The organism is Yersinia vastinensis, assembly GCF_044905075.1.
Lineage (GTDB): Bacteria > Pseudomonadota > Gammaproteobacteria > Enterobacterales > Enterobacteriaceae > Yersinia > Yersinia vastinensis.
The window spans coordinates 3,149,289-3,162,497 of the sequence record NZ_CP173260.1 but is presented as its reverse complement, the minus strand read 5'-3'; the positions used below and the strand labels follow the sequence as shown (position 1 = coordinate 3,162,497).

Sequence of the window (13,209 nt, the reverse complement as noted above, 5' to 3'; positions counted from 1 at the left end):
ATCATGATATAAAGAACAATCACAGATGAATAACAATCACTGGATAATCATTTTGCTCTCCACTAAAGTGGGGAGCAAAATCTGAACGTGATCTGCATCATGTTTATCCCGCTCAGATACGTACGCCTGTTGGAGAGAAAAATGTCATCGCTGAGTAAAGAAGCTGAGCTGGTTCATGAAGCATTGCTGGCCCGTGGACTCGAAACCCCATTGCGCAAACAAGAACTAGACGCCGAAACGCGCAAGACCCGGATTCAGGAACATATGACGCAAGTCATGCAATTGCTGAATCTTGATTTATCTGACGATAGTCTGGCGGATACGCCAAGACGTATCGCCAAGATGTATGTTGATGAGATTTTCTCCGGACTGGATTACGAAAATTTCCCTAAAATCACCTTGATCGAAAATAAAATGAAGGTCGATGAGATGGTCACTGTGCGGGATATCACCTTGACCAGCACCTGCGAACATCATTTTGTGACCATCGATGGTAAAGCAACGGTGGCATATATTCCGAAAGATAGCGTGATTGGTTTGTCCAAAATTAACCGTATTGTGCAGTTTTTCGCCCAGCGTCCACAAGTACAAGAGCGACTGACACAGCAAATCTTGCTGGCGTTGCAGACTTTGTTGGGGACTAATAATGTCGCAGTTTCTATTGATGCTGTGCATTATTGCGTAAAGGCGCGTGGTATCCGTGATGCTACCAGCGCCACCACCACAACATCACTGGGTGGATTATTCAAATCCAGCCAAAATACTCGCCAGGAATTCCTGCGTGCAGTACGCCACAACGGCTAATTAATCTTTTGTCAGAATGGGCACCATTGGGTGCTCCAAAACAGGATGTCGGGTATGCGTCAACGCATCGCAACGCTAGACAGTGCGCGAGGTCTGGCCATTCTTGGCATTCTTCTGCTCAATATCAGTGCTTTCGGCCTACCAAAAGCAGCTTACCTTAATCCTGCCTACCTTGGTCTCCCCTCCGTGTCTGATACTTGGACATGGGCCATCCTTGATATCGTCGCGCAAGCAAAGTTCCTGTCTATTTTTGCTATTTTATTTGGGGCGGGCCTTGAACTGTTACTTAAACGGGGTAAAAGCTGGATACGGGCGCGGCTTTCTCTGCTGCTATTACTGGGATTAATTCACGGCATCTTCTTTTGGGATGGGGATATTCTACTAGCCTATGGTTTGATTGGACTGGTGTGCTGGCGAATGATTCGTGATGCTAAAGATGCTGCCAGTTTATTGCGCACAGGGGTTGTGATGTATTTGCTAGGCGTCGCGGTATTATTACTGCTGGGGTTTATTACCAGTGGGGAACCGGGGCGTTTTTGGCAACCGGGGCCTGCGGATTTGCAATATGAACAATTTTGGAAGTTGCAGGGCGGAGTGGAAGCCTGGAAAAACCGGCTTGATCTGTTGTCCTCCAATTTGATTGCTATCGGTGCGCAATATGGCTGGGAACTGGCGGGATCGATGCTTTTTGGCGCAGGGTTAATGCGTTGCGGTTGGTTACGGGGCGAGTTTAGCTTACGCCATTACCGGCTTCTCGCTGCATGTCTGATACCGCTTTCATTAGTTATCCAAATACCCGGTGTGGTGATGCAATGGCTGGTGGGATGGGATTTCCGCTGGACAGGTTTCTTGTTACAAGTTCCCCGTGAGTTAGGTGCCCCGTTGCAGGCCGTGGGATATCTCGCTCTATTGTATGGTTTTTGGCCGACACTCTCGGGCTGGCGAATCAGCCACTGGTTGGCACAGGTTGGCCGCATGGCATTAAGCAATTATTTACTACAGACATTACTCTGTACATTGCTGTTCTATCACTTCGGTTTATACCAACAACTTGATCGCGTGCAATTGCTCGCTGTCGTTCCATTGGTCTGGCTGTGCAATATTCTTTTCTCCTTGTTATGGCTGCACTATTTTGCCCAAGGGCCAGTTGAGTGGCTATGGCGCAAATTGACAGCTTATGCCTGCGGTCAATCGTTACAACCACGCAACACTAAGCCGTGAATATGCCAGCAAAGTCAAAATGAGTGGGCGGTTGCAAATTTGTATGTAAACGTTTTCTTTCTTGTGACGTATTTCACGTGGCAATTTCAACAAACTGGGTAGGATAGGCCACCTGCCATGCTCGGTTGTTCGCTCCGTAGCATGGCGACTTATTTTTCACAGGATAAGCCATGGCCGCTCTGCATTCAGCTAGAAACAATATCACCATTCGCGATGTGGCTTCACGGGCGGGCGTTTCGCTGGCTACCGTATCCAGAGTCCTTAATAACAGTGCCGCTATCCGGCCAGAAACCCGTGCAGCTGTCTTGAAAGCTGTGTCAGAACTGGGCTACCGGCCCAATGCCAATGCGCAAGCACTCGCCACGCAAAGCAGTGATACTGTCGGTGTCGTCGTCATGGATGTCTCAGATCCCTTTTTTGGTGCATTAGTGAAAGCGGTGGACACCGTTGCCCAGCAGCATCAGAAATATGTGTTGATTGGCAATAGTTACCATCAGGCTGATAAAGAACGTCATGCCATTGAAGTGTTGCTCCGTCAACGCTGTAACGCCTTGGTTGTTCATGCTAAGGCATTGAGTAACGGCGAGTTAATCACTTTTTTAGAGCAAGTTCCTGGTATGGTCCTGATTAATCGGATTATTCCCGGTTTTGAGCATCGCTGCGTAGGATTAGACAATGTTAGCGGTGCGCAAATGGCGTGTCGCTTGTTACTGAAACAGGATCATCAACGCATTGGTTTCCTCGGTTCTAACCACCCCATTGATGATGTTCTTCAGCGCCAAACTGGCTACTTAAATGCGCTTGAAGGTGCCGGTATCACTGCCCCGGAGAGTTGGCGAGCCTACGGTTCTCCAGACTTGGCCGGAGGCGAACGGGCGATGATTGACTTGCTAGGGCGTAATTTACAACTCAGTGCTGTGTTTGCTTACAATGATTCAATGGCTGCAGGTGCATTAGCCGTATTGAAAGAAAACGGTATCAGCGTTCCTGAGCAGTTTTCGCTGGTGGGCTTTGACGATATCCCGATAGCACGTTATACCAGCCCAAAATTGACGACAGTCCGTTATCCTATTGTTTCTATGGCAACTTTAGCTACCGAGTTAGCGCTTGAAGGGGCCAGCCGTGCAACGGACCCTCACGCCACTTATTGTTTTACTCCCACCTTGGTCCCACGACATTCTGTCGCAATTTGTGGTGTTGCTCACTAGTTGGGGATTTATTCTTGTGTAACCGTTTTCAATCTGTGAGAAAATTCACAGATTCTTAACAACGGGACGTCTATGCTCTAGTGGTTTTCTACCTGAATGTATCAATATGTCATCAGTTACCGGATAAAAAAATACACGGTAGCGGGTTTTTAGAATAGCGATTTACAAACACGAGTTCCGCAGACGAGGAGTTTGTAAATGACATGGTTTTTGACGACTCAGGCTGCTTTTCGGAGTGGAGTGTGCTCAAGGACGATAGATATTCAGTGTCAGCTGCTTTGAACGATGGGGTTTTCTCACGTTAAGGCGATGGTGTTATCACCCTGTACTACCCTACATAAACCCGGAGATACAAATGAATAAGAAGGTTTTCACATTAGCGACTCTGGTTGCCAGCATGATGTTCGGCGCGGCGGCTCAAGCTGATACCCGTATTGGTGTCACTATTTATAAGTATGATGACAACTTTATGTCCGTGGTCCGTAAAGCTATCGAGAAAGATGCTAAAGCATCTCCTGACGTTACCTTACTGATGAACGACTCGCAGAATGACCAATCCAAGCAAAACGACCAAATCGACGTGTTGCTGGCGAAAGGCGTAAAAGCACTGGCGATCAACTTGGTTGACCCAGCCGCAGCGCCAGTGGTTATTGATAAAGCGCGTGCCAATGATGTGCCAATTGTTTTCTATAACAAAGAGCCTTCACGCAAAGCACTGGATAGCTACGACAAAGCATATTATGTAGGGACTGACTCTAAAGAATCTGGCGTGATTCAGGGTGAGCTGATTGCCAAACACTGGCAAGCCAACCCTGCTTGGGATCTGAACAAAGATGGCAAAATTCAATTTGTGTTGCTGAAAGGCGAGCCGGGCCATCCAGATGCTGAAGCTCGTACCACTTACGTCATTAAAACGCTGAATGAAAAAGGTCTGCCAACACAGCAACTGCAATTAGATACTGCCATGTGGGATACCGCTCAGGCTAAAGACAAAATGGATGCCTGGTTATCTGGCCCTAATGCAAACAAAATTGAAGTGGTTATCGCCAACAACGATGCGATGGCAATGGGGGCAGTAGAAGCATTGAAAGCGCATAACAAAACTAGCATTCCAGTCTTTGGTGTTGATGCCCTGCCAGAAGCATTGGCGATGGTGAAATCAGGTCAAATGGCCGGTACTGTTCTGAATGATGCGAACAATCAGGCGAAAGCAACCTTTGATCTGGCTAAAAACCTGGCTGCGGGCAAACCTGCCGCTGAAGGGACTACTTGGAAAATCGACAACAAAATTGTACGTATCCCGTATGTAGGTGTTGATAAAGATAATCTGGCTGAATTTACCAAGTAACAGTCAGCACCGGTAATAGGTGGCTAAACGTAAAGAAGTAACTATTAACCTTCTGGCCCAATAGTGGATAACCAGTAGCGGGGCGGAAGGTTTTTTTGCATTAATCCTTATTTTAGAGTGTGCGCTGTTCGGTGGATAGAATATATCTCGCGGAAAAGTCACGCTTCTTAGCCAGGTACAACTATGGCCGATATTAATACAGCACAACCCCGTGAGTGGTTGCTGGAAATGAGTAATATCAATAAATCATTTCCAGGCGTAAAGGCGTTAGATAACGTAAATCTTAAAGTGCGACCAAATTCTATTCATGCGTTAATGGGAGAAAATGGAGCAGGTAAGTCAACGCTATTAAAATGTCTGTTTGGTATCTATAAAAAAGACTCCGGGAGCATTCTCTTTCAGGGGCAAGAAATAGAATTTAAAAGTTCTAAAGAAGCATTAGAACATGGCGTGTCTATGGTGCATCAGGAATTAAATCTGGTGTTACAGCGTACCGTCATGGACAACATGTGGTTGGGGCGTTATCCCACGAAAGGTTTCTTTGTCGATCAAGATAAAATGTACAAAGACACCAAGGCTATCTTTGATGAATTAGATATTGATATAGACCCACGAGATAAAGTTGCCACTTTATCCGTATCGCAAATGCAAATGATCGAGATTGCCAAAGCATTCTCATATAACGCCAAAATCGTTATTATGGATGAGCCGACTTCTTCATTAACTGAGAAAGAAGTTAATCATCTATTTACCATTATCCGTAAATTAAAAGAGCGTGGTTGCGGAATTGTTTATATCTCCCACAAGATGGAAGAGATATTTCAACTGTGCGATGAAATCACTATTTTGCGCGATGGCCAATGGATAGCAACTCAGCCGCTGGAAGGGCTGACGATGGATCAAATCATCTCAATGATGGTGGGACGTTCATTGAGTCAGCGCTTCCCTGACCGCCTAAATAAACCTGGTGAAGTTATTCTGGAAGTGAAAAACCTCACTTCACTGCGCCAACCCTCTATTCGTGATGTCTCCTTTGATTTGCATAAAGGTGAGATTTTAGGGATTGCCGGATTGGTGGGAGCCAAACGGACCGATATCGTTGAAACTTTATTTGGTATTCGTGAAAAAGTCGCTGGCACCATTAAGCTACATGGTAAGAATATTAATAACCACAGTGCCAATGAAGCCATTAATCATGGTTTTGCATTGGTGACGGAAGAGCGTCGTTCCACTGGGATTTATGCTTATCTTGATGTTGGTTTTAACTCCCTGATATCGAATATCCGCAACTATAAAAATAAATTTGGGCTGCTGGACAATACACGCATGAAAAGCGATACCCAATGGGTTATCGATGCAATGCGGGTAAAAACCCCCGGTCACCGTACCAGTATCGGTTCATTATCTGGTGGTAATCAGCAGAAAGTTATTATTGGCCGTTGGCTACTGACTCAGCCAGAAATATTAATGTTGGATGAGCCGACTCGGGGTATTGATGTCGGTGCTAAGTTTGAAATCTATCAGTTAATGACTGAATTAGCGAAGAAAGACAAAGGAATTATTATAATTTCCTCTGAAATGCCTGAGCTATTAGGGATCACTGACAGAATTTTGGTAATGAGTAATGGTCAGGTTGCGGGCATTGTTGAAACCAAAAAAGCCACGCAGAATGAAATATTACGTCTTGCATCCTTGCATCTCTAATCTAGTCGAAGGTTCTTATTATGAATGCGTTAAATAAGAAAAGCATGCTCACTTACCTAAAAGAGAGCGGGATTTATGTAGTGTTATTCGTATTGTTGGCAATAATTATTGTCAAGGACCCGACATTCTTAAGCCTGATGAACTTAAGTAATATTCTGACCCAATCTTCTGTGCGTATCATTATCGCACTCGGTGTTGCGGGCTTGATTGTTACCCAAGGGACTGACTTGTCTGCGGGTCGTCAGGTGGGGTTAGCGGCGGTGGTTGCGGCAACCATGTTGCAATCCATGGATAACGTTAATAAAGTTTTCCCTGATTTACAGACGGTACCCATCCCGGTTGTTATCTTAACCGTTTGTTTAATTGGTGCAGTTATTGGTCTGGTTAACGGTATTATCATTGCTTATCTGAATGTGACGCCATTTATTACCACATTGGGCACGATGATTATTGTTTACGGGATTAACTCCCTGTATTACGACTTTGTTGGTGCATCGCCAATTGCCGGTTTTGATCCTGCGTTCTCGACCTTTGCCCAAGGATTCTTACGATTTGGTGATTTCAAGCTGTCTTATATTACCTTTTATGCACTCATTGCTATCGGCTTTGTTTGGGTATTGTGGAACAAAACTCGCTTTGGTAAAAATATCTTCGCTATCGGCGGTAACCCAGAAGCGGCAAAAGTTTCTGGTGTAAATGTGCCGTTAAACCTGATCATGATTTATGCCTTATCCGGTGTGTTCTATGCCTTCGGTGGGATGTTAGAAGCGGGCCGTATCGGTAGTGCCACCAACAACCTCGGTTTTATGTATGAGTTAGATGCGATTGCGGCTTGCGTGGTTGGCGGTGTCTCCTTCAGCGGTGGGGTGGGTACGGTTATCGGTGTGGTAACCGGTGTTATCATCTTTACCGTCATTAACTATGGGCTGACTTATATCGGTGTAAACCCTTACTGGCAATACATTATCAAGGGTGCGATCATTATCTTTGCAGTAGCACTGGATTCATTGAAATACGCGAAGAAAAAATAATCAGCGACTGAAATTAGATAATAAGCAGTAACAGCAGAGATAAAAATAAAATCCAGTTTTGGGCTAACCTAACTGGATTTTTTATTGGGAATTTTTTAAGGATTATTTCTCTGTTGTGTGCACAGTCTGGTATTCATGTCCTTCATCGAGATAAATTTCGCTATATAGATATTTATATCTCGATAAGCATGTGATGCGTTGAAATAAATAGCTGTAACTGTGTGTAACTTAATGTTTTATTTGGTTTTGATGTAAATGAGACGTGATTTCACCCATAGGTAAGCAGGCATAAGTTTTAGTCAAAAAGTTTGTTAATCCAGATCAAGCTTACAGCGGGTTAATATATATTTTTTTATTTCAATATCTTAAAGTATTTAAACTCCACTTCTCTGGGCTTAATTATTTTGGGTATATATGGATAGCACAAAAAAACTACCCCGCCCCACATTGGCCCAAGTCTGGCAAGATACATTGTTCCGGGTATCAAAAAGATTATTATTATTGAGGGATATCACCGATTTAGTTAATGAGCTTCGAAAGCTCTCTTTTTCTGTCGTGCGTTTTCAACGTGTCAATTTATTACTGCTGAACCCGCTGTATAACCAAATGACACTTTATACTCATGATGAAGTGACTGACACCGTTGTGGGCTCACACAATATTTTGTTTGCTGAAGGGCCTGGTGGGATGGCTTGGCAACAACAGATACCTTTGCAAACTGACCCACATCGTATGCGAAGGGAGTTTTCTACAGTTTGTGATTTAGCGCCATATCAGCAATTACATTCTGGCTGTCACTTTCCCTTAGGCCATGGCAATCATTGGTCGGGATGCGTTGAGTTTATTAAAACTGATAATAGTGAGTTTGATGAGCAAGCTGTGACTTTTTTGGCACTATTGGCCGAGGTCGTGGCTATCGCAGTTGATAATATTACTGAAATAAAACGGGCATGTTCTGAACGAGAGCAACTGCGCTTTGAACGAGATCACTTCCGAATATTGGTGGATGTCACCAATACGGTTATTTCTAAACTGGAACTGGATGTATTAGCCGCAGAAGTCTCTAAAGAGATACACCGCTTTTTCAATATTGATTACATTAGCCTGGCAATATGTGGCACGCATAAAGATAAAAATAAACTGAATGTTTTTTCTACCCGCTATCAGGTGGGGAAAGCGGTACAGTACCAGCAGGCGTGGGTAGATATGACGGGCACATTAGCAGGGCAAGTTTTACGCAGCCGCGAATTATTGCTGGTAAATTTAGCCGATATTTCTCTCTTAGCGCCGGATGATAAACAACTGGCTAATATGCTGGATGAGGGGTTACAAGCTGTTTGTTTATTACCGCTATTTTTCGGTCATAAAATGCTGGGGGTATTAAAACTGGCGCAATGTCAGAGTGATATCTTCACTGACAGTAACCTCAAGTTATTACGTCAAATTGCTGCCAGAATTGCTATTGCGGTTGATAATGCTCTGGCTTACAACGAAATTACGCGCCTGAAAGATTCATTGGTAAATGAAAATCTCTATCTCACTGACCAGATTATTCATAATGAAGAGTTTGGCGAAATCATTGGCCACAGTGCAGGAATTAAAGCAGTGCTGGAACAGGTTGAAATGGTGGCCTCCAGTGATTGTACTGTGTTGATTCTGGGGGAAACCGGCACCGGTAAAGAGTTAATAGCCCGCGCAATTCATAATTTAAGCACCCGAAAGAATAAACGTATGGTGAAAATGAACTGTGCAGCTATTCCCTCAGGTTTAATGGAAAGCGATCTCTTTGGTCATGAGAAGGGGGCTTACACCGGAGCTGCGGCACAACGTATTGGTCGATTTGAAATGGCTGATGGTGGCACGCTATTTCTTGATGAGGTGGGGGATATTCCCCTAGAACTGCAACCAAAACTTTTACGGGTATTACAAGAGCGAGAAATAGAACGCTTGGGTGGTAGTAAAATTATTCCAGTTGATGTTCGGTTAATTGCAGCAACAAATCGTGATTTAAAATTGATGATGGTAAATCGAGAATATCGCAGTGATCTCTATTATCGGCTCAATGTTTTTCCGATTGTGATCCCGCCACTGCGTGAACGCCCTGAAGATATTCCCCTATTAGTAAAATTCTTCACTCAGAAAATAGCCAAACGAATGAACCGCACTATCGATATCATTCCGGGCGAAACATTACGATTACTCAGTCGCCTGCCATGGCCTGGGAATATTCGTGAACTGGAAAATGTGATTGAACGGGCAGTGATACTCAGTCGTGGAACCACATTAAATTTGCAGTTACAAGAACTGGAATACCATTTATCCCCCTTAGAGGCGGTTAAGCCGGTATCGGAAAAAACCATTCATAAACCATTATTACCAGAGAGTGATGAGCCGGAGTTTTCAGAATCTGAACGTACGCGAATTATTCGGGTATTGCGAGAAACCAACGGTGTGGTTGCCGGGCCAAAAGGAGCGGCGATTAAATTGGGGTTGAAACGAACCACTCTGTTATCTCGGATGCAACGACTCGGAATATCCGTAAGAAGTATCGAAGACGAAGACAGTTTGATGTGAAAATGCATCCCGCTAAGCCAGTATTTCACTCTGTGAGGTATTGCAGTTTTGCCAGTCTGAGCGAATCCAGACTGGCAAATCGTAATAATCGTTAATCCATCAACAGACTTCAGCTTCTCTACGTAACCGTGCCTTCAACTGGCTATATTCCTGCTGCACGTAATTTTCTGCCCACGTCTGATCGGCAATGGCTTCGAGTTTCACTGCGCAATATTTATACTCTGGGGTCTTAGAGATCGGATCCAGATGGTCAAGGGTCAATTCATTACAGGCACCAATCCACCACTGATAAGTCATATAGACCGCACCAACATTGATGCGCTCACTGACTGACACTCGAGTGATAACTTTGCCGCGCCGTGATGCAACCCAGACCAACTGCTGATCCTGCAAGTGCATTTTATCAGCATCCTGCGGACTGATTTGCACATAGCCCGGTTCATCAGCCAGTGTTTGTAATGCGGAACAGTTACCGGTCATCGAACGGCATGAGTAGTGGCCGACTTCCCGGACGGTGCACAGCACCAGCGGGTATTCCTCATCTACCTGCTCCATCGGAGCACGCCATTCGCTGGCAAATAACAATCCTTTACCTCCGGGGCGGTCGAATTTATTGCCGGCATATAGCCACGGCGTACCGGGGCTGTCTTCAGTGGTACAAGGCCACGGAACATAACCTAAACCGGCCATTTTTTCATAGGTTGCACCGTAATACAGTGGGCACAGTTCGCGCAATTCATCCCAAATTTCTTGAGTATTATGATATTTCATCGGATAGCCGAGGGCTGTCGCCATTAAACTGATAATTTCCCAGTCCGGTTTAACATCCCCTTGTGGATCAACTGCTTTTTCAAAGCGTTGGAAGCCACGATCCGCGGCAGAGTAAACACCTTCATGCTCACCCCACGATGTAGCAGGGAGAATCACATCGGCTTCGGCGGCAGTTTTTGTCATAAAGATGTCCTGCACAATCAGCAATTCCAACTCACTGAATGCTTCGCGCATCATCGACAGGTCCGGTTCCGTTTGTAGGGGGTCTTCACCCATCACATAGTTGGCTTTGATTTTGCCTTCTTTTACTTTGTGCGGCACATCCGTCAGCGAGTAGCCAATTTTGTCTGACAGGGAAGGGACTCCCCAAGCTTTAGCAAATTTCTCTAGTGTTGCCGGATCAGTTACGGGCTGATAGCCGGGATACATATTCGGCAAGGCCCCCATGTCGCAGGCACCTTGTACGTTATTTTGTCCACGCACTGGGCCGACACCGACATTCGGGCGCCCCAGATTGCCCGTCAGCAACGCTAATCCTGACAATCCTTTGACAACGTCTACACCCTGACCCCATTGGGTGACCCCCATACCCCATAAAATGGTGGCAGAAGGTGCCGCAGCATAGATGCGCATCGCTTCACGGATCGTTTGTGCGGGCAGGCCAGTAATGCCTTCGACATATTCCGGCGTGTATTTGGCGACAATGTTGCGATACTCGTCAAAACCTTCGGTATAGCGCGAAACATAGTCTTTGTCATATAGCTCTTCAGTGATTAACACATTGGCAAATGCATTGACCAGCGCCATATTCGAACCATTTTTCAATGGCAACCAAAGGTCAGCAATACGTGCGGTTTCGATATGTCGCGGATCGCAAACAATCACTTTAGCGCCTTTCTCTTTTGCTTTGAGAATACGGCGTGCCACGATGGGGTGGGAGTCGGCGGCGTTATAGCCAAACACTAAAATGCATTTGGTATCTTCAATCTCGCAGATGGAATTACTCATCGCGCCATTGCCCAGCGTCACTTGCAGGCCTGCCACTGAAGGGCCGTGACACACGCGTGCGCAACAATCGATATTGTTGCTGCCGGTGACCGCACGGGCAAATTTTTGCATCACATAATTGGTCTCATTACCCGGCCCACGTGAAGAACCCGTGTGCATAATGGCTTCCGGACCATATTTTTCTTTAATTGCGCGCAGTTTGCTACTGGCGAAATCAATGGCTTCATCCCAAGAAACTGCCTCCAGCTTGCCGCCTTTTTGACGACGAATCATCGGTTGTTTTAGGCGTGGCGTCAGCAATTTGGTGTCATTGAGAAAATCCCAGCCATAGTAGCCTTTCAGACACAATTCACCCTGATTCGTCACACCATTCGCGCCCTCAGCGCCGACCACTTTACCGTTTTCAACCAGCAAATTTATTTTGCAGCCGGAGCCACAGTATGGGCAAACAGTTAATGCTTTATACATTTTTAATCCCCTTGGCTTTTGAGGCTGACTAGAAACTCATCTCGTTGGCTTCATCTAGCGCAGCGCGCATCTGTTTCTTGCGAAGCATGGCCTGCATAGTGTCGCGGCCAATCATGTGTAATGCCTGAGTTGGGCAAACTGAAATACAGGCCGGACCTGCCGTGCGGCCCTCACATAAATCGCATTTCTGTGCTTCTGCTTTCAGACAAAAGCCCTGAGAGAGACCGTTGAACATAACTTCAACTTCTTTAGTCACCACACTCATAGCACCGTACGGGCAGGCAACGACGCAGGTTTTGCAGCCAATACATTTTTCCTGCAACACTTGGATGCTGTCAGAGGCACGAATAATAGCGCCGTTCGGGCAAACATTGGCGCAAGGTGCATCTTCACAGTGACGACACATAATGGCGGTACTGACATTAAGTCCTTTAACCACTTTTAACCGTGGGGCAAAATTAGCCTTATTCAAGGCCTCCAGCCTGCCACCATTATGTGCCAGCACGCAGGCCACCTCGCAGGTGCGGCAACCAATGCACTTTTTGGGGTCTGCAATTATGAACCGGTTCATTGCTTTATCTCCTTACCCTTCATCTTTCAAATTGCAGCGGTGTTGGCTGCATTCGCTCACCCGAATCACTGACTTGTGTCAGCTCATCGGGACTCACTCATTTGCCGCCTTGCCGCACCTTGAAATCTATCAGGTATATTGGTCGTCATCTTTCAAGTTGCAGCGGTGTTGGCTGCATTCGCTCACCCGAATCACTGACTTGTGTCAGCTCATCGGGACTCACTCATTTGCCGCCTTGCCGCACCTTGAAATCTATCGGGTATATTGGTCGTCATCTTTCAAGTTGCAGCGGTGTTGGCTGCATGGGCATTAAATAGCGTTCTGGCAGATTTGCCCTCGGGTGAGCAAAAATAGGCCATGACCTGATACAGGTATTCACTTAGAGATTGCATGGTTTATGCCAAGTTGAACTAATGACATGGAAATGAGTTAAACTTATTGTTTTGTAAGGAAATTATTGCTTGCCGTAAAAAGAACAATGAAGAGAGAAACTGTCGGTGA

The 13,209-nt window shown here is 45.6% G+C and carries 9 protein-coding genes; 7 read left to right on the top strand and 2 right to left on the bottom strand.

Annotated elements, in window-relative coordinates; all coding sequences use genetic code 11:
- Positions 1–141 precede the first annotated feature (141 nt).
- The 7 genes from folE to flhA all read left to right on the top strand — a co-directional run bounded on the left by folE (position 142) and on the right by flhA (position 9,890).
- Complete coding sequence (gene folE, locus ACIOG0_RS14735) at positions 142–804, top strand: GTP cyclohydrolase I FolE (RefSeq protein ID WP_004709152.1); 663 nt, start codon at positions 142–144, stop codon at positions 802–804.
- Positions 805–858: 54 nt separating this feature from the next.
- A complete protein-coding gene (gene yeiB, locus ACIOG0_RS14730; RefSeq protein WP_050098698.1) occupies positions 859–2,025 on the top strand; it encodes a DUF418 domain-containing protein YeiB in 1,167 nt (388 codons plus the stop codon).
- A gap of 170 nt (positions 2,026–2,195) precedes the next feature.
- Complete coding sequence (gene galS, locus ACIOG0_RS14725; RefSeq protein ID WP_050098696.1) at positions 2,196–3,233, top strand: HTH-type transcriptional regulator GalS; 1,038 nt, start codon at positions 2,196–2,198, stop codon at positions 3,231–3,233.
- 355 nt (positions 3,234–3,588) lie between these two features.
- Positions 3,589–4,581, top strand: a complete 993-nt coding sequence (gene mglB / locus ACIOG0_RS14720; protein ID WP_050098694.1) for a galactose/glucose ABC transporter substrate-binding protein MglB — start codon at positions 3,589–3,591, stop codon at positions 4,579–4,581.
- Positions 4,582–4,764: 183 nt separating this feature from the next.
- The gene (mglA, locus tag ACIOG0_RS14715; protein ID WP_050140985.1) at positions 4,765–6,285 is read left to right on the top strand and encodes a galactose/methyl galactoside ABC transporter ATP-binding protein MglA; all 1,521 of its coding nucleotides are present in this window, start codon (positions 4,765–4,767) and stop codon (positions 6,283–6,285) included.
- Between the two features lie 20 nt (positions 6,286–6,305).
- The gene (mglC, locus tag ACIOG0_RS14710; RefSeq protein WP_050098690.1) at positions 6,306–7,316 is read left to right on the top strand and encodes a galactose/methyl galactoside ABC transporter permease MglC; all 1,011 of its coding nucleotides are present in this window, start codon (positions 6,306–6,308) and stop codon (positions 7,314–7,316) included.
- Positions 7,317–7,730: 414 nt separating this feature from the next.
- Positions 7,731–9,890, top strand: coding sequence for a formate hydrogenlyase transcriptional activator FlhA (gene flhA / locus ACIOG0_RS14705; RefSeq protein WP_050098689.1), 2,160 nt, complete (start codon positions 7,731–7,733; stop codon positions 9,888–9,890).
- Positions 9,891–9,989: 99 nt separating this feature from the next.
- On the opposite strand, the gene fdhF is transcribed toward flhA, so the two are convergent.
- Entirely contained in the window at positions 9,990–12,137 is a 2,148-nt protein-coding gene (fdhF, locus tag ACIOG0_RS14700) for a formate dehydrogenase subunit alpha (protein WP_050098688.1), read from the bottom strand.
- Between the two features lie 28 nt (positions 12,138–12,165).
- Complete coding sequence (locus tag ACIOG0_RS14695) at positions 12,166–12,708, bottom strand: 4Fe-4S binding protein (RefSeq protein ID WP_050098687.1); 543 nt, start codon at positions 12,706–12,708, stop codon at positions 12,166–12,168.
- Between the last annotated feature and the right edge of the window lie 501 nt (positions 12,709–13,209).